At 55.9% G+C, this 16319-nt stretch carries 17 protein-coding genes; 3 read left to right on the top strand and 14 right to left on the bottom strand.

Annotated elements, in window-relative coordinates; all coding sequences use genetic code 11:
* Positions 1-27 precede the first annotated feature (27 nt).
* The gene (locus V3C19_RS01970; RefSeq protein ID WP_295933016.1) at positions 28-1803 is read left to right on the top strand and encodes a hypothetical protein; all 1776 of its coding nucleotides are present in this window, start codon (positions 28-30) and stop codon (positions 1801-1803) included.
* A gap of 78 nt (positions 1804-1881) precedes the next feature.
* Here V3C19_RS01970 and V3C19_RS01975 read toward each other — a convergent pair whose 3' ends face one another.
* From V3C19_RS01975 to rplU, 12 genes are all read right to left on the bottom strand, one after another.
* A complete protein-coding gene (locus V3C19_RS01975) occupies positions 1882-2910 on the bottom strand; it encodes a hypothetical protein (protein WP_149874375.1) in 1029 nt (342 codons plus the stop codon).
* A 169-nt stretch (positions 2911-3079) separates the two neighbouring features.
* Positions 3080-4429 carry an adenosylmethionine--8-amino-7-oxononanoate transaminase gene (gene bioA, locus V3C19_RS01980; RefSeq protein ID WP_295933013.1) on the bottom strand — a complete coding sequence of 450 codons (1350 nt, stop codon included), beginning with the start codon at positions 4427-4429 and terminating at the stop codon, positions 3080-3082.
* A gap of 35 nt (positions 4430-4464) precedes the next feature.
* A complete protein-coding gene (bioB, locus tag V3C19_RS01985) occupies positions 4465-5430 on the bottom strand; it encodes a biotin synthase BioB (RefSeq protein ID WP_295933011.1) in 966 nt (321 codons plus the stop codon).
* A gap of 85 nt (positions 5431-5515) precedes the next feature.
* The gene (locus V3C19_RS01990) at positions 5516-5719 is read right to left on the bottom strand and encodes a hypothetical protein (RefSeq protein WP_295933008.1); all 204 of its coding nucleotides are present in this window, start codon (positions 5717-5719) and stop codon (positions 5516-5518) included.
* A 424-nt stretch (positions 5720-6143) separates the two neighbouring features.
* Positions 6144-6458: a hypothetical protein gene (locus tag V3C19_RS01995; protein ID WP_330937135.1), complete on the bottom strand. Its 315-nt coding sequence runs from the start codon at positions 6456-6458 to the stop codon at positions 6144-6146.
* Between the two features lie 36 nt (positions 6459-6494).
* Positions 6495-6947, bottom strand: coding sequence for a sulfatase-like hydrolase/transferase (locus V3C19_RS02000; protein ID WP_330937136.1), 453 nt, complete (start codon positions 6945-6947; stop codon positions 6495-6497).
* A 204-nt stretch (positions 6948-7151) separates the two neighbouring features.
* Positions 7152-8408 carry a SufD family Fe-S cluster assembly protein gene (locus tag V3C19_RS02005; protein ID WP_295933005.1) on the bottom strand — a complete coding sequence of 419 codons (1257 nt, stop codon included), beginning with the start codon at positions 8406-8408 and terminating at the stop codon, positions 7152-7154.
* Positions 8409-8416: 8 nt separating this feature from the next.
* The gene (gene sufB, locus V3C19_RS02010; RefSeq protein ID WP_130084002.1) at positions 8417-9853 is read right to left on the bottom strand and encodes a Fe-S cluster assembly protein SufB; all 1437 of its coding nucleotides are present in this window, start codon (positions 9851-9853) and stop codon (positions 8417-8419) included.
* Between the two features lie 21 nt (positions 9854-9874).
* Complete coding sequence (gene sufC / locus V3C19_RS02015) at positions 9875-10633, bottom strand: Fe-S cluster assembly ATPase SufC (protein WP_130084001.1); 759 nt, start codon at positions 10631-10633, stop codon at positions 9875-9877.
* 16 nt (positions 10634-10649) lie between these two features.
* Complete coding sequence (locus tag V3C19_RS02020) at positions 10650-11102, bottom strand: transcriptional repressor (protein WP_082770183.1); 453 nt, start codon at positions 11100-11102, stop codon at positions 10650-10652.
* Between the two features lie 140 nt (positions 11103-11242).
* A complete protein-coding gene (rpmA, locus tag V3C19_RS02025) occupies positions 11243-11503 on the bottom strand; it encodes a 50S ribosomal protein L27 (protein WP_067574044.1) in 261 nt (86 codons plus the stop codon).
* Between the two features lie 28 nt (positions 11504-11531).
* Positions 11532-11849, bottom strand: coding sequence for a 50S ribosomal protein L21 (gene rplU, locus V3C19_RS02030; RefSeq protein ID WP_130084000.1), 318 nt, complete (start codon positions 11847-11849; stop codon positions 11532-11534).
* 184 nt (positions 11850-12033) lie between these two features.
* On the opposite strand from rplU, the gene tsaE reads away from it, so the two are divergent.
* Positions 12034-12387, top strand: a complete 354-nt coding sequence (tsaE, locus tag V3C19_RS02035; protein WP_330937137.1) for a tRNA (adenosine(37)-N6)-threonylcarbamoyltransferase complex ATPase subunit type 1 TsaE — start codon at positions 12034-12036, stop codon at positions 12385-12387.
* Positions 12388-12393: 6 nt separating this feature from the next.
* Here tsaE and V3C19_RS02040 read toward each other — a convergent pair whose 3' ends face one another.
* Both V3C19_RS02040 and V3C19_RS02045 read right to left on the bottom strand, forming a co-directional pair.
* Complete coding sequence (locus tag V3C19_RS02040; RefSeq protein WP_295933000.1) at positions 12394-13203, bottom strand: alpha/beta fold hydrolase; 810 nt, start codon at positions 13201-13203, stop codon at positions 12394-12396.
* 6 nt (positions 13204-13209) lie between these two features.
* A complete protein-coding gene (locus V3C19_RS02045; RefSeq protein ID WP_295932997.1) occupies positions 13210-13737 on the bottom strand; it encodes a hypothetical protein in 528 nt (175 codons plus the stop codon).
* A gap of 69 nt (positions 13738-13806) precedes the next feature.
* On the opposite strand from V3C19_RS02045, the gene V3C19_RS02050 reads away from it, so the two are divergent.
* Entirely contained in the window at positions 13807-16101 is a 2295-nt protein-coding gene (locus V3C19_RS02050; protein WP_295932993.1) for an NPCBM/NEW2 domain-containing protein, read from the top strand.
* Positions 16102-16319: the final 218 nt, after the last annotated feature.

A 16319-nucleotide genomic window follows, 5' to 3' on the forward strand; every position in this document is an offset into this window, starting at 1 on the left:
ATGATCGGGCAGTCAGGGAATTTGCTTATGATGAAACAGGTTTGGAGATGGATATCGTTTTTGCCCCTGCTTCATCCGGTATGGTTTAATATCATTCTGCTGGTTCTTGCCTGGAGTATTGCCGGGGTTGCTTATCAGTCCAATGACGATTTGGTGATCGCTTCCGTGCTGGACGGGTGGGGCGATCCTTCCTATGCCGATGCGCACGTCATTTTTGTCAATCCCCTTCTGACGAGGTCCCTTCTGGTGGCCGCCCCCGTTCTGGGTGGATTGTCCGTCTGGCCGGTGTTTTTGGCTGTTGCCACGTTGTCCAGCGGAGCCGCCATTTTCACGATGCTTACGGCGCATGCCCGCAAGGCGCGCAGCTATGATTTCACGACGCTTGTGCTGTTGCTGGTATGGTTGCTGATCATGCCCGGTTTTTATGCCGCCCTGCAGTTCAGCCATGCCGCATTTCTTGTGGGGTTCACCGGTGTGCTTATCTGCCTGAAGCATGGTTCCTCATCCTGGTGGAAGCTGGCTGCAGGTGTCTTTTTGTGTGTCTTGGGGAGCATGATCAGGCTGGATGCTGCTCTGGTGTGTGATGCTTTTTTCGGGGCGGTGCTGGTGGCGGGGAGTATGGACGGGTTCCGTCCCTCCTGGGAAAAGCTGCGTTCCCGGGGACGCCTGTGGGGAGCCCTGGCATGCGTGTTTGCTTTTTCCTACGGGTTGAACGGATACAACAGGCATGCCCACCGCAGCGTGTTTGAGGGATGTGACGTGGCTGCTTGGAATGAGGCCCGCGCCCTGTTGTCCGACACGTCTCCCATCCGTTCCGAGAACGAGTACGAATGCGCTTCCTACGGGGTGTTTGCCAACGATATCAAAATGGTGCAAATGTTCACGAATTGCGACATGGAAGTGTTCAACACCGATTATCTGAGAAGACTCAGGCTGGCGCGGGACGGGAATGATTTCTGGCCCAGGATGTGGATTCGCGGAAAAAAGGCCCTGCATTTGTTTTCCTGGGATTCCATTGTGGATCTCCTGCCTTGCTGGATTCTGTTTGGACTGGCCTGCCGCGCATCTTTCCGCCGTGGGGATTCTCCGGCGCTCCTGTGGTGCGTAGGCGGCCTTTTGGTGCTTGTTTTATTGTACATGGCCAGCATAGACCGCCTGTATTTCCGGGTGGTGTATCCCACATTCCTGATTGCCGGGTTATGCCTGCTCAGACCGGAGCATTTCCAGTCCGTCCGCGTCAAGTGGACGGGGAAGGGGGCTTTGACGGGCGGCTTGCCCATATTCTGCGCGTTTGCCGTCTCCCTCTCTCAGGCGTGCGCCGCCGTTTGGGAGGCCAATATGGAGTCGTTTTCGCCGGAGGCCGGACGGTTGCTTTGCGAACGGGTGGACCGGGAGCCGGATTCCCTGTTTTGTGTCCAGATGTCTGGCGGAACTATTGATGACCTGGCTCCCGGGCAATCCGTTTTCCGCAAGGCGTGGAGCTGTTCCCGGAAGAATGTGGTGACGCTGGGCGGATGGAATTTCCCGCTGAAGCCCGTGCAGAAAAAGTTGCAGGAAATGGGCTGGGACGGACAGACTGCCCTGAATCTTTGCCGGGATAACGTCTATATCGTCTGTCTGACGCCCCAGGGAGATCTTTCCGATATGGACAGGAAATTTTTTACGATGCTTTGCCGCCACATATGGGAACACCACGGTATCCGCACGGCGTGGCACCTGGATGAGAATATTGAGGGGGTGCGCATTTACCGCCTTCGGAAGACCTGGTTCCAGCCCGGCAGGGAACGTTCTCCGGTTTTATAAATGGAGTCCGGTCCGGATAATAAAAATCCCCCGGTTGACGGACCGGGGGATGAAAAAAGGAGCAGTCTGTTGGCCCCTTTAGAAGCGCGGACCTCCCGGCGGCATGCGGCGGTTGGTACGGTCTTCACGGAGTTTTTCCTTTTCCGCCGGGCTTAGAAGCAGGTATTCCAGATCCCGGATGGCCCGCTGCTTGTCGTTGGGGTCCTTGATGCCGGGAAGCAGGCTCTTCATCTTGTCCAGAGAAGCAACCTGGTCGCCGAGTTCAAAACAGGCTTTTTCCCGTTCCCACTGCCTTTTAAGGAGGAAGTTGGCCTTTTCCACTTCAGCCGTCTTCTTGTCGCTGGCGGTGTTGTTCATCAGCAGAGCCAGTTCCAGGCTGATGCGTTTGTTCCAGAGCTTGCGGAAGTTTTCCACATCCTTGTTTTCCTTGTACGGGGCCAGAAGCACGCGCTCGAAGATGCCATTGAGGTCCATTAGGTTGTCCGGCAGGGTTTCCGAACGGTAATCACTGATGTTCAGATAAGTGCGGATGACGTCGCTGGCTCCGCCTACCATGGCTAGCTGTTCGCCCACGTCCTTGGCGTTGGCGGCCACTTCATCCAGCATGGACAGCACGTTGGCGGAAACGTTGATCTCGCGCTCATTTTTTTCCGCCTCCGCTTTTTTCAGGCAGAGCAGCATCCATTTGCACTGGAGCTGGAGGGCCTTTTTAAAGCCGGGAGCTACATTGTTGCCCGTGTTTTGCTTCCGCCAGTTGGAGAAGGCGGAGCTTGGGCTTTCATTCTGGCTGCCGTTGCGGCCATTGTTGCCGCCTCTGCCGCCGTTCATGGCGGGCATGCGCATCATCCGGTAACCGCCGCCGCCGCGGTTCAGCATGCGGGACATCATGCTGGTAGGATTCAGGAATCTGTCTTTCATGGCGTCCACGTAAAGTTTCATGGCGGCGTTTTCCGTGGCAATGGCGGTTGTCAGAGCGGCCATGGCTTTTTGAAGACGGGCCGAACTGGTGTTCAGATGCCCGGTTTTGACTTCCTTGAGCCATTCCGTCGCTTCTTTTCTGGCGGAATCGGAAAGCAGTTCCTGGGCCTGGCAAAAGCCGGAACCCATGACAAGGAGGATGAGCGCGGAAAGCGCCGGACGTTTATGCAGGGGATTGAAGTGTATCATAACGGTGCGGAGGGTTTACAGGGTATTTTAACAAACACCGCGTATGAAAAAAAGTTTCATCTTTCCTTCAAAAAAATTGCCGGACATATCGTTTTGCCGCGGAGAATGTTTATCCCAGTATTTTCCGGACGCAGCCGGCACAGATGGAAACAGCCTCCTGCATTTCTTCCGGGGAGATGACGAGAGGCGGATTGAAGTACAGCACGTCGCCCAGCGGACGGAGCAGCAGCCCCTGTTTAAGGGCTTCCTTGTAAATCTGGTAGCCCAGACGCCGTTCGGACGGGAAGCTTTTCCTGCTTTTCCGGTCTTCCACCAGTTCGATAGCGTTGACGAGCCCCAAGTAGCGGATTTCCCCCACATGGGGATGATCTCCCAGGGCATCCACGATCAATTGATGGAAGAAGGGGGCCTTTTCCTGTGCACGGGGAATAATTTGTTCTTCATCCAGCACCTTCAGAACGGCCAGCGCGGCGGAACAGCCCAACGGGTTGCCGGCATAGGTGTGGCTGTGCATGAAGGCTTTGCCCTCCCGATAGTCCGCATAAAAGGCATCGTAGATTTTTTGCGTGGTGATGGCAATGGACATGGGCATGTAACCGCCCGTCAGCCCCTTGGAGATGCACATGATGTCCGGGGTGATTCCCGCTTGGTCGCATGCGAACATGCTGCCTGTACGGCCAAATCCCGTGGCGATTTCATCCGCAATGAGATGGACGCCGTAGGAATCGCACAGGGTGCGGAGCTTGGCAAGATAGGAAGGGGGGTACATTCTCATGCCGGCCGATCCCTGGAGCAGGGGTTCCACCAGCAGGGCAGCGCATTCTTCACCGTGGCGCGCGAATACTTCCTGCGCCGCGTCAATGCATTCCGCCTGGCAGCATCCGCGTTTTTTTTCTTTGGGACAGCGGTAGCAGTCCGGAGCGGGAATGCGCACGATGTCGAGCAGAAGCGGCTTGTAGAGTTCAGAGTACAGATCCAGGCCGCCGACGGACAGGGCGCCCAGGGTTTCCCCGTGGTAGCCGTCGCTCAGGGACATGAAACGCACTTTCCGGCGGTTGCCTGTCTGGTAATGGTACTGGAAGCTCATCTTCATCGCCGATTCAATGGAAGCTGAGCCGTTGTCGGAAAAATTGAATTTGCAAAGTCCTGGCGGAATTTTTTTCATCAATTCCTCGCACAAGGTGATGGCGGGCTTGTGCGAGAAGTTGGCAAAGATGACGTGCTCCAGGGAATCAAGCTGGTTCTTGACGGCCTGGCTGATTTTGGGATGGCAATGGCCCAGCAGGTTGCACCACCAGGAACTGACGACGTCCATGTAGCGTTTGCCGTCTACGTCGTACAGGCTGATTCCCCGGCCGTGGTCGATGACGATGGGGGGCAGCGTTTCATAGTCCTTCATCTGGGAACAGGGGTGCCAGATGTATTCCAGATCTTTTTTTGACCAGTCAGCGTGATTCATGATGAAGGGGGGGAGGGGCAGTAAGCCGGGAAAGCTTATTTCATGCGGACTTCGTATCCCAGTTCCGCGAGCATGGCCAGATCCTCCCTGATCGTTACTCCGGAGGTGGTGAGCATGTCGCCGGAAATGGCGGCGTTGGCCCCGGACATGAAGATTTTCCGGCCATGGTCCTGCATGGTGTTCCGCCCCGCGGCAATGCGGACGAACCCGTCCGGCATGATGAAGCGCACAAGTGCCACGATGCGCAATTGTTCTTCTTCCCCCAGCGGAGTCATGTCCGCATAGGGGGTGCCGGGAATGGGGGTCAGGAAGTTGATGGGAGCGGATTTGATGCCCAGGGCGGCAATGTCCATGTACATGTCAATTCTGTCTTCCCATGTTTCTCCCAGCCCCATGATGCCGCCGCTGCATACTTCCAGACCGGCTTCCATGGCCCACTTGATCGTCTGTATCTTGTCGTCGTACGTGTGGGTGGTGCAGATGTTCGGGAAGTTGCGGCGGGAGGTTTCCAGATTGTTATGGTAACGGGTGACGCCCGCCGCTTTCAATTGCTCGCAGTGCTTTTTGGAGAGAAGACCGTGGGAGGCGCACAGGGAAATGCCGCATCGGGCGGCAATGTTTTTGTAGCTGGCGCAGAGCTGGGCCACGTCCGCATCCGTCAGCCTTTTTCCGGAGGTGACAATGGAGTAGCGGAGGATTCCCTTGTTTTCATTATATCTGGCCCCCGCCAGCAACGCTTCGTCGCTCAGCAGGGGGTATTCCTCCACAGCCGTGGAATAGTGCGCAGACTGGGCGCAGTACTTGCAGTTTTCCGAGCATCTGCCGCTGCGTCCGTTGATGATGGTGCAGAGGTCGAAGACGTTTCCGCAGAAATGTTTCCGGATGGTATTGGCTGACCGGCACAATTCTTCCAGCGGTTCCCGGTTCAGGGCTATCAGTTCTTCTCTGGTGCAGGACGCTCCATGGAGCACCCTGGAAAGAAGGGAAGAAATAAGATTCATGCGGGAAAGATTACCTCCGGCGCGTGTCACGTCAAGGGTAGAGTTGAAAGGGAAGGGAGATGGAAGCCCCTCATTTTCTCCGGCATCATTTGCCCGTTTGTTCCAGGGCTTTGTAGCGTAGATCCGGGAAGCCGGAAGAGGATTTGCTCTCCTTATCCAGAACGGAAACGGCCAACTCGATGAGGTCGCGGCGGCTGGAAGCGAGGTCATGTGTTTCCGAGGGACTGTGGAGATGTCGTATACTTCCCAGTTGGCCGGTTTTTTTGCCTGGAAAGAGGTTGCGGCGCATGACTTTCATTGTATCGAAGCGCACGGCTGCCTGGTCTCTGTAGCTCCCGCCGGCCCAGGCCAGGGGGCGTCGGTCTTTCAGAACCGCTTTTTTGCTGAGTAGGACGGGGAAAGGTCCGTGCCGAGCGGGGAACCTGCATCCTTCCCCGCGGGGCGCACAGCGTGGGCATCACATCGGCATGGAATGCCGGCTGGGTGATGGTTCTGCCGCGAGAGATTTTTCCGGGCCAGCGGATGATGCCGGGGACTCTGATTTCTCCTTCGTAAAGCTGGCCTTTCAGGCTTCCAACGGAGTTGAAGAATTCATGGTCCACGCGTCGTGTGTCGTGCGTTGTCGCTGGTAAAGATGACGATGGTGTTTTTCTCAAGACCGCATGTTTCCAGTGTTTGTAGCAGGCGGCCTACATTGTGGCCCATCTGGGAGATCATGCCGGCATAGGAGCCCTGGGGAGCGGATGGGGCAGATAGCCGTTTTCTCCCCGGTAGGGGCGCTTGTTCCAGTCGCGCGGGTAACGGTCAATCCATTCCTGCAGGGGCTGCATGGCCACGTGAGGTTCCTGCGGGGCGTAATACGGGAAAAAGGGCTTTTCCCCCTGCGCCTGCCTTTTGATGAATTCCAGCATTTTATCTGTAATCAGATCAGAACTGTGCTTTTCCGCGCGGTAGATGTCCACCAGTATTTCCTCCTGTGGCTGGGAACCGAGCCCGATGGTGGCAGGGGGCAGGGAGGTGTTGAGCATTTCCTTTTTCCCGTCGTTTCAGAGATAGGGAGGATATTAGGTGTGGCAGGCTTTCTGGTCCATATAACCGTAGAACCTGTCCACGCCATGCTTGTCCGGGGTGCCCGCGGCCCCGAAGTCGCCTATGCCCCATTTACCAAATACTGCAGCGGTGTAACTGGCTTTTTTCAGGGCTTCCGGGAGGGTATAGGTTTCTGTTCTGATGGGCCAGTCACCCTTGAGGTCCCGCCAGTTTTCACGGGCATCCACGCGTTTCAGGTCCTGAATGTCGTAGCTGCCCGTATGTTTGCCGGTCAGCAAGACGTTGCGGGACGGGGGAGCAGACCGAGCACCGGAATAGAAGTATACCCATCGCTGGCCTTCGGAAGCCAGTCTATTGAGATTCGATTTTTTGATTTTCTTCTGGCCGTGGCACCCTACTTCCATCCAGCCCAAATCGTCTGCGTTAATGAGCTCAATATTGGGGCATTCCGCCCCGGCTGCATGCATGAGGAGGAATATGAGCAGGTAACAGGAATGGGGAAAATGCATGCTGCAGGATATATAGTCCCGGGAAGCATGAAATTTCATGAAACAGGACCAATCAGGAAAGGATGCCGCGTTCTGGAATGAACGGTGAAGTCCTGCTCCTGCCGGCGGAAAAACGTTGGTTGTCTCCGGGGGGTGCTCGGGATGTATCCGGAAAGACGGGAATCAGGGCACGACAATGTTTTCCACCGCAGCGCGGATGGCTTCATCGCTGAACTGGTCCAGGGCATGCTTCAGGAATCCCTGGGCAATCATTCTGCGCGCCGTTTGTTCCGGAATGCCGCGTGAAAGAAGATAGAAGATTTCTTCCGGGGAGATGGATGAAGTGGCGGAACCGTGGGAGCATTGCACCCGGTCTGCAAGAATTTCCAGGCCGGGAATGGAGTTGGCTTCCGCCTGCGGACTGAGGATCAGGTTGCGGTTGCTCTGGTAGGCGCTGGTATCGTGCGCTCCCTCTTCCACCAGGATCATACCGCTGAAGATGCTGACGGAGTCGTCGTCCAGCACGTTGGCGTAAAACAGATTGCTGGAGGCTCCGCGGTAGCGGTGCTTTTGGTAGGTTCTTTGGTCCAGTTCCTTGCGTTCCTTCAGATGATTGGCGGAGAGCAGGCGCACGTTGGCTTCGTCTCCCGTAAGGATGCAGACCGTTTCCTGCCTGGCCCATGCCGCGCCGGGATGGCTGGTGAGGTGTTCCATTTCCGCGGAATCGTCTGCCGTGATGTGGCTGAGTTCCACAACCCGTGACCGGGCATTGAGTTCCTGAACCAGGGCGTATTTGACGGAGGAAACGGAAGAAAGATGGTGTTGTTGCAGGGCGCCGCAGAACTGCATGCCGTGATCCGCGCTGACATGGCGTTCCAGAATGCGGAGGCGGCCGCCGGTTCCCGTGATGACCAGTGTGTAGGGGAAGACGGCCACGTTGTCTCCGGAGATGAAGTGGAAGATTTCCAGAGGCCGGGGGATTTCCCGGTCCGCCATGATGACCAGTCCGTTGTGCTGGAGGGCCATGTTCATGGCCGCCAGGCGGTCGGAGCCGAGCAGTTCCGGCATGTTTTCCAAATGTTTCCGCGCCAGGTCCGGGTATTGGAGAACAAAGTCTTCCAGATCCATCACGGAAAGCCCTTCGGGGAGTTCCTCCGGCATGGAAACGGGCAGTCCGTTGGCATACACCACCCGGAGGGCGTCCGGCATGGAGGCATGGTCCCTGATGATGGCTGCCAGGGTTTCCGGGTCCAGGGGGGATGCCGCTTCAAATCCTTCCAGGGATTCGTTGGCAGGCGCCCCGAACCGCCATGATTCCACGCGGCGGGAAGGTTCGGGTAGCTGTGCGGCCCGTTCCTTCATCTGCCTGTGCCGCGCTTCAAACCATTCGGGGAGGAAGCCTGCCGGAAATTGTTCGTCGTTGAGCAATTGATTCATCATTTCCTCCTTTATCCGATGCTGTCTTCCATTTCCAAGTCAATGAGCCTGCGCAGTTCCACGGAATATTCCATCGGGAATTCCTGTACGAGATCGTTGATGAAGCCGTTGACCGCCAGGGACATGGCCGCCGCTTTCGGAATGCCGCGCTGCTGCATGTAAAAGAGCATTTCCTCCGAGACCTGAGAGACGGACGCTTCATGCTGTACCATGTTCCGGTCTCCCTTCACCGTGATGGCGGGATAGGTATCCGTGCGGCTGTTGGACGCCAGCAGCAGAGCGTCGCATTCCGTATTGTTCTTGCAGCCCTTGAGCCCCTTGCCCATGACGACCTGGCCGCGGTAGCTGGCGCGGCCTTCTCCGATGCTGATGGATTTGGAGACAATGTTGGACGTAGTGTCGTCCGCCGCGTGGATCATTTTGGCGCCGGTGTCCTGGTGCTGGCCCGTATTGGCCAGTGCGATGGAGATGACTTCCCCTCTGGCCCTTTTGCCCTTGAGGACCACGGCGGGGTATTTCATGGTGAGGCCGGAGCCGATGTTGCAGTCAATCCAGCGGATTTCCGCGTCCTCCATGGCAAGGCCGCGCTTGGTAACCATGTTGAATACGTTGGAGGACCAGTTCTGCACGGTGACGTACTGGATTTTCGCTCCTTTCAGGGCCACCAGCTCCACGACGGCGGAGTGGAGGGTTGACGTTTCAAACTGGGGCGCCGTGCAGCCTTCCATATACATGAGCTCCGCGTCTTCGTCCGCGATGATGAGGGTACGTTCGAACTGGCCGAAGTTTTCCGAGTTGATGCGAAAGTATGCCTGAAGAGGGTGCTTGAGTTTTACGCCCTTGGGCACGTAGATGAAGGAACCGCCAGAGAATACCGCGCTGTTCAGGGCAGAGAATTTGTTGTCTCCCGTAGGGATGACTTTTCCGAACCACTGGCGGAAGATTTCTTCATGGTTTTTGAGGCCTTCCGTCGAGTTGACGAAGATGACGCCCTGGCTACGCAATTCCTCCTTCATGTTGGAATAGGCGGATTCGGAGTCGTACTGGGCTTCCACGCCTGCCAGGAATTGCCGCTCCTGTTCCGGCACTCCCAGGCGCTCAAAGGTTCGCTTGACGTCTTCCGGAACGTCTTCCCAGCTTCTTTTGGGCCGCTCTCCGTCAGACAGGTAGTAGCGTATCTGGGAGAAGTCTATTTTTTCAATTTCCGGGGAGGCCCAATGTGTGGGCATGGGCTTGCTTTCAAAGACGGCCAGGGCGTTTTTGCGGAAATGGCGTATCCAGTCCGGCTCGTCCTTGACGTCGGAGATATAGTCAATGGTGGCTTCCGTAAGGCCGTAGCCTGCGTCAAATTTGTGGCGTTCCGGGAAGGAGAAGTTTCCCTTGCTCCTGTCGAAGTCAAACGGGTTTTGCGTGCTGTCGTTCGCAGGTGTGTCAGATGTTTCGCTCATGATGACTGCCGGATTGCCGGGTTATGCGTTGGCTACTCCTTCGGTCTCCTTCAGGAATTCATATCCTCTGCTTTCCAGTTCGTCCACCAGTTCTCCGCCCCCGGTGCGGACAATCCGTCCGCCGGCCAGCACGTGGACCACGTCCGGTTTGATGTAGTCCAGCAGGCGTTTGTAGTGGGTGATGACCAGGAAGCTGCGGAAAGGGGAACGCATGGAGTTGACCCCTTCGGAGACGATGCGGAGGGCGTCGATATCCAGGCCGGAGTCTGTTTCGTCCAGAATGGCGTAAAGGGGATCCAGCAGGAGCATTTGAAGGACTTCGTTGCGTTTTTTCTCCCCGCCGGAAAAGCCTTCATTCACGGCTCGTGAAGTGAATTGGCGGGACATGCCAAGCTGGTCCATCTTCGCGTACAGCGTCTTGTAGAATGTGACGGCGTCAAGTTCCTCTCCCTGAGGCATGCGCGCCTGCATGGCCGCGCGCAGGAAGTTGGCGTTGGACACGCCGGGAACTTCCATGGGGTATTGGAAGGCAAGAAAAAGACCGGCACGGCTGCGTTCGTCAATACTCATGTCCAGCAGGTTCTGTCCGTCCAGCCAGACTTCCCCGCTCGTTACCTCATAATCCGGGTGGCCGCAGAGAACTTTGGAAAGCGTGCTTTTTCCGGAGCCGTTCGGCCCCATGATGGCGTGTACTTCCCCCTTGGGGATTTCAAGATTGATGCCTTTAAGAATTTCCGTGCCTTGCACGCTGGCGTGCAAATTTTTAATGACCAAGCTCATGATGTAAAAGGAGGAATTAACCCTGCGGCGTGATGATGGAGCCCCTCAAGGTGATTTGGGCCTCTTCCACGCATACGTCGTCGGGCAGATTGATGAATTCCCTCAGGTCCACGCCTTCCTTGATGGTAATGTCGTAAATCCGGCCGGTCCGGGTATCCTGGAAGTGGCCGTGGTCGACGAGGTTGGGACAAAAGCGGGAGGAGCTGCGTTCAAAGTTGACCTGATTGACCAAGCCGTGGTTTACCAGGGCCTCCAGGCAGTTGTAGACCGTAGCCAGGGAGATGCTGGGGAGTTTTTTGCGGACCCGGTGATAGACTTCATTGGCCGTGGGGTGGTCGCGCTGTTCCAGAAGGACCTGGTATACTTCCTGCCGTTGCTTGGTGAGCCTCAAGCCGGAAATGACTGGAAGGGTAGAAGCCGTTTTTACGGCGTCCGAGGTATCTGTTTTGGAACTCGTTTTATATTTCATGCTCTGCGGGGAATAGTGGAGAAGGCACTATCATTTTGCAAGAACAATTCCTGTTCTTTGTTTTGAACGGCAGGGAAAAAGAAGGGCGGTCACCTTGTGGATGGCCGCCCTTGCAGGGAAATAGCTGTGAACCGCAACGATTAGTTGGCGGACTCGGTTTCCGGAGCTACATTGACACGGCGGCCTTCACGGTCGAAGAATACGCGGCCGTCCACCAGGGAGAAAATGGTGTAGTCACGGCCCATGCCCACGCCCTTGCCGGGGTGCCACTTGGTGCCGCGCTGGCGGATGATGATGTTGCCCGCGATTACTTCCTGGCCGCCGAATTTTTTCACGCCGAGGCGCTTGCTGCGGGAGTCGCGACCGTTCTTGACAGAACCCTGACCTTTCTTGTGAGCCATAAGATTAAGATGAAATTAGAGGTTGAAATTAGGCTTTAATGTCGGTGATTTCCAGCTTCGTCATGGCGCGGCGGGAACCTTTTTTCTTGTGGAAGCCCTTGCGGCGCTTGAATTTGAAGGCGATAATCTTCTTGTTGCGGAATTGGCTGACTACCTTGGCGGAGACGGTAGCGCCTTCCACCGTCGGGGAGCCGAGGGTCACGTTTCCGTCATTTTCCACCATAAGCACCTGATCGAAGCTTGCTTCGGCACCCTCTTCAAGAGTATTGATGCATTCAACGTCGATCACGTCGCCCTTCTGGACGCGGTACTGCTTGCCACCTGTTTTGAAAATTGCGTATGCCATTACTATCACTGTTAAGGTTCGCCCGCGGTTGCGGGAGCCGCACTAAACCATATCACTTTTCTTTAGACAAGCAAAATTTCATAAAAAAATGAGCGAGTGGCATAAAATTTTTAAAAATGGAGCTGTTTTAACGCATTCTCCGGAAGAAATGCAGGCTCTCGGACGGGAAATAGGTAAAATTTTAATGCCTGGCGAGGTTCTAGGAGTGGTAGGAGAGCTTGGAGCGGGAAAGACGCATCTGACTCAGGGGATTATGGAAGGACTGGGGAGCACGGATGCTGCCGCCAGTCCCACGTTTTCCCTGGTGCATGAGCACCGGGACGGACGGTTGAGGGCCTGCCACTTTGATTTCTACCGGCTGCGGGACGAGTCCGAGCTTTTCGGGATAGGCTGGGATGAGTATCTGGACGGAGACACCGTGCTGGTTGTGGAATGGGCCAACCTGTTTCCGGACGCATTGCCGGAGGACGCTTCCTGGCTGCTGCTGGAGCATGCGGGGGAATGTTTGCGCAGGGTTTCCCTGGCTCCCCGTTCATAAGCCGGTTCAGTAATCGATGCTTTTGGCGAACGCCTTGTCAAATCCGGGACTGTGCCAGATGGTGTTGTGCATGGCTCCGGGGAATTCCTGATAGTTGACGGGAGTGGAGAAGCAGTCGCGCAGCCGCTTGGCATGGGCCGGAGGAATGACTTCATCCGATCCCGCCGCCAGGATGCTGACGGGGCAGGAGACTTTGGGGGCCGCCAGGTCGGAACGGAAGTGGTCGGGCAGGATGTGCCTGACAGGCAGATAGGGGAAGAGGTCCCTGGCGGTGTCCAGCAGACTGTCAAATGGGACCAGCAGCACAAGTTTTTTCACGTTCCGGACGGAGGCTATCTGGGTGGCTACTCCGGAGCCGAGGCTCTGGCCTACCAGAATAACGTCGTCCGGGGTTCTTCCCGTTTCCTTCAGCACGTCGTCCAGGATGGCCAGGGAATCTCCCATGATGGCCTGTTCCGTGGGACTGCCGGTACTGAGGCCGTAGCCGCGATAGTTGACAAGAAGCTTGGCGTGGGGGAATTGATCCAGATAGGGCAGCATCATGGAGATGTCCATGGCGTTGCCACCGTAGTAAACAAGAAGGGGCTGTCCTTGTTTTTCAATGAGCCATCCGCTGAGGCTGGCTCCTTCCCGGTGGAAGGTGCGCCTGTGGGGTTCCCACTCGGCGCGTTTTTGCAGATAGGCGGTCTTGTCCTTGGGCTGGGGAGGCAGATAGACCAGGGAACGGACGGAACAATGGGGGCACGCCAGCACCATGCCAGCAGTCAGCAGAACCGTTGTCCAGATTTTCCATCCTTTCCGTCTCATCAGGGGCATGTCTGGCTACCGGGGTGAGTTGTCCGTGATGGCAAGGGAGCCAGCCGCTCCGGTGCGAGGTACCGCACCGGGCTGTTCCTGATAAGTCCAGCCGGACAGCCGTGCCGCGTTTCCATCCGCGGATGAGCGGCGGACTTCATGGAGGCTGATTTCCCGTGAGGGTGTTTTAAAATGAAAGGTGGCGCTGATGTTCGCCTCCTGACGGCGCACGGTGGCTGTTTCCGGTGAATTTCCGTTGACACTGAGCACCCCCTGACCGTCCCCGTGGGACGTATAAAGCAGAGTGAGTGCGGCGGGGGCGTTCCGGGCCGCTTTATCGGCGCCCGGTTCTGTTTCATTCTCCAGAATAATGGCTGTTCTGCTGCCTTTGGGGAACCATTCCGCCTGTACATTGTCCGTCTCCAGGGTAGCTCCCCCACGGCCGCAGGCTGAGAGAGTGAGAAGGACGCCCGGCAAGATGATGAATCCTAGTCTCATGAAGACAGTGTCCATCAATTCCGGCGGAAAGGCAATCTCCGTTTTCAGGAGGTTCATTCGTAGCGGATTCGTTTTCCAAAAAAATGTTTGATAGGACAGGGGTGATTCGGCAGTATGATAACCGTCATGTCTTACAGAATGTTCTCCTGGTGTTTTGCGGCGGCCTGCATGACCGGCATGTCTTTTGAGACGTGCCGGAGTGCTGAAGAAGTCCCCCCTCCTGCTCGGATGGCCGTGGAAGTGCCTGCCGCCAGCCTGCTGATGGCGCGGCAAGAGACTGGGCAGACCAGGCTGGACAGGTCTTTTAAAGATGCCGAACTGAGCATAGGCGGCAAGAAGTATGCAAGGGGCATTGGCACGCATGCCACTTCCATGATTCCCCTTCCGGTGCCGAGTATTCAGGGAGGAAGAGTGGTGAGTTTTGAAGGCGCGTGCGGCGTGGATGACGGTACTGACGGGGAGGGAAGCGTTGAGTTTCGTGTGATGAGCGGCTCAGAGGTACTGTGGAGTTCCGGAGTCATGAAACGAGGGATGCCTGCCAAGAAATTTTCAGTGAAGGTGGCGGCCAACGGCCTGAAGAACCTGTATTTGATGGCGGACAGGGTGGAGAACAATTCCTATGACCACGCGGATTGGGTGGATCTGGCCTGGAGAATCGGAAAGGAAGGAGGTACCATGCAGGCAGCCGTAGTGAACGCAGCCAAGTTCGGAATGATTTCCGGTGTCAGGAAGGACCAGGGACCGGCTTTGCGCGCCGCCATTTCCGCCCTGAGAAGAAGGGGCGGAGGCGTTTTGAGCATTCCCAGAGGGGTGTATCATTTTTATCCGGATGGAGCACTGGACATGAGTTTTTACATTTCCAATCACGACCAGCCCCTCGTTCATCCGGTGTGCGTGCCTTTGACGGACCTGAACGATGTCAGGGTTGAAGGGAATGGTTCCCTGTTCCTGTTTCACGGGAAGGTGATTCCGCTGCTGATCATGGATAGCGAGAACGTCACTGTGGAGCGCCTGGCGGTCGATTATGAACGCCCCTATTATTCCGAAGGGAGCGTGACCAGTGTGGATGACCAGTTCACGGAAGTGGAGATAGACAAGAAAACCTATCCGTACGAAATCAAGAACAACAAATTTGTCTTTATCGGGGAGGGCTGGCGGGAAGGTATGGCCAGCTGCATGGCTTTTGAGAAGGGAACGGGGCATATCATTGCCAATACGGCGGACATCGGATGGAATGGCCATGTGGAGCCCGTGGGAGGAAACCGCCTCAAGCTGAAATGGAACCTCAAGAAAAGAGGGATCAAGCCCGGCGATACGCTGGTATTCCGGAATTACAACCGCCCCCATCCGGGATGCGTGATTTACCGGGCGCGGAAGACGCATTTGAATGACGTGGCCCTGCATCAAAGCACCGGCATGGCGCTGCTGGCGCAGCGATCGGAGGATATCAGCATCAAGGGAGGGGGAGTTTTCATCAGAAAGGGGACGAAGCGGGTACACACGTCCGGAGCGGACGCTACGCATTTTTCCAATACCCGTGGTGAAATCATTGTGGAAAAAGCTTTGTTTGAAGGAATGATGGATGACGCCATCAATGTCCATTCCACCTGCCTGGGAATTCAAGAGGTGGTGGACAGCCACACTCTGAGATGCAGGTATATGCACCGCCAGGCCGTAGGCTTTGAAGTATTCCTTCCCGGTGAAAAAATCCGTTTTATCAACGGCCCCACCTTGGAACCGCGAGAAACGGGCACTGTAAAATCAGCCGTCAAAGCGAATGAAAAGGAATTGCTGATCACTCTGGAGGAACCTCTTCCCGGCGGGGTAAAGGCGGGTGATGCCGTTGAAAATGCTGATTTTTATCCGTCTGTCGTGTTCCGGAACAATATTGTCCGCAACAACCGGGCGCGAGGCACCCTGTTCACCACTCCTGAAAAGGTGCTGGTGGAAGGCAATCTGTTTGACCATTCCTCCGGAGCGGCCATTCTGCTGGCCGGAGATGCCCAGGGCTGGTACGAAAGCGGGGCCTGCCACGAGGTGGTGATCCGCAGGAATACGTTCATCAACAACCTGACCTCCCGCTATCAGTTCACCAACGCGATCATTTCCATTTATCCGGAGGTCAAGCAGCTGAACAATCAGAAGGACTATTACCACCGCAACATTCTTATTGAGGACAACGTGTTTAAAACCTTCGATGTTCCCTTGCTGTTTGCCATTTCCGCGGAAAATATCAAGTTCATCAACAACAGGATTATTTACAACAACGATTACAGGGGATGGGGACAGAAGCCCTTCCAGTTCAGAAGATGCGCCAATATTCTGATCAAGGGCAACCGTGTGGAACCGCTGCGCACGTGGACCATAGCCGACTGCAAACTGGAGAATACGCCGGCAATCCAGGTGCACATGGATGAGTAATATTCTCCTGCCTGTCTTTACAATACCTACCGGTCTTTTACGGATGGCCGATTCCGGATGTCATGCGTGCGGGGGCCTGTCATGGAGAGGTACCGCAAATGGACGCAAGCAGGGAAGGATTGCGGAGCTGGTCGGAAATGGACTGAAAAGATTTTCATTACTGTTGCCATTCTGGTTGTTGTTGGTTCTCTCTAAATTATTTTGTTTAGTTTGACACC

Source organism: Akkermansia sp. AE01SA01 (assembly GCF_036417395.1).
Classification (GTDB): domain Bacteria; phylum Verrucomicrobiota; class Verrucomicrobiia; order Verrucomicrobiales; family Akkermansiaceae; genus Akkermansia.

What these genes read in the sequence shown, in the direction of transcription:
- V3C19_RS01970 (WP_295933016.1), top strand. Translation starts at nt 28, where the DNA reads ATGATGAAACAGGTTTGGAGATGGATATCGTTTTTGCCCCTGCTTCAT.
- bioB (WP_295933011.1), bottom strand. Translation starts at nt 5,430, where the DNA reads ATGAATCTTATTTCTTCCCTTCTTTCCAGGGTGCTCCATGGAGCGTCC.
- tsaE (WP_330937137.1), top strand. Translation starts at nt 12,034, where the DNA reads ATGCCTGGCGAGGTTCTAGGAGTGGTAGGAGAGCTTGGAGCGGGAAAG.
- rpmA (WP_067574044.1), bottom strand. Translation starts at nt 11,503, where the DNA reads ATGGCTCACAAGAAAGGTCAGGGTTCTGTCAAGAACGGTCGCGACTCC.
- V3C19_RS02000 (WP_330937136.1), bottom strand. Translation starts at nt 6,947, where the DNA reads ATGCATGCAGCCGGGGCGGAATGCCCCAATATTGAGCTCATTAACGCA.
- V3C19_RS01990 (WP_295933008.1), bottom strand. Translation starts at nt 5,719, where the DNA reads ATGCGCCGCAACCTCTTTCCAGGCAAAAAAACCGGCCAACTGGGAAGT.
- sufB (WP_130084002.1), bottom strand. Translation starts at nt 9,853, where the DNA reads ATGAGCGAAACATCTGACACACCTGCGAACGACAGCACGCAAAACCCG.
- V3C19_RS02045 (WP_295932997.1), bottom strand. Translation starts at nt 13,737, where the DNA reads ATGAACCTCCTGAAAACGGAGATTGCCTTTCCGCCGGAATTGATGGAC.
- V3C19_RS02005 (WP_295933005.1), bottom strand. Translation starts at nt 8,408, where the DNA reads ATGATGAATCAATTGCTCAACGACGAACAATTTCCGGCAGGCTTCCTC.
- V3C19_RS02020 (WP_082770183.1), bottom strand. Translation starts at nt 11,102, where the DNA reads ATGAAATATAAAACGAGTTCCAAAACAGATACCTCGGACGCCGTAAAA.
- bioA (WP_295933013.1), bottom strand. Translation starts at nt 4,429, where the DNA reads ATGAATCACGCTGACTGGTCAAAAAAAGATCTGGAATACATCTGGCAC.
- rplU (WP_130084000.1), bottom strand. Translation starts at nt 11,849, where the DNA reads ATGGCATACGCAATTTTCAAAACAGGTGGCAAGCAGTACCGCGTCCAG.
- V3C19_RS02040 (WP_295933000.1), bottom strand. Translation starts at nt 13,203, where the DNA reads ATGCCCCTGATGAGACGGAAAGGATGGAAAATCTGGACAACGGTTCTG.
- V3C19_RS01995 (WP_330937135.1), bottom strand. Translation starts at nt 6,458, where the DNA reads ATGCTCAACACCTCCCTGCCCCCTGCCACCATCGGGCTCGGTTCCCAG.
- sufC (WP_130084001.1), bottom strand. Translation starts at nt 10,633, where the DNA reads ATGAGCTTGGTCATTAAAAATTTGCACGCCAGCGTGCAAGGCACGGAA.
- V3C19_RS01975 (WP_149874375.1), bottom strand. Translation starts at nt 2,910, where the DNA reads ATGGGTTCCGGCTTTTGCCAGGCCCAGGAACTGCTTTCCGATTCCGCC.
- V3C19_RS02050 (WP_295932993.1), top strand. Translation starts at nt 13,807, where the DNA reads ATGTCTTACAGAATGTTCTCCTGGTGTTTTGCGGCGGCCTGCATGACC.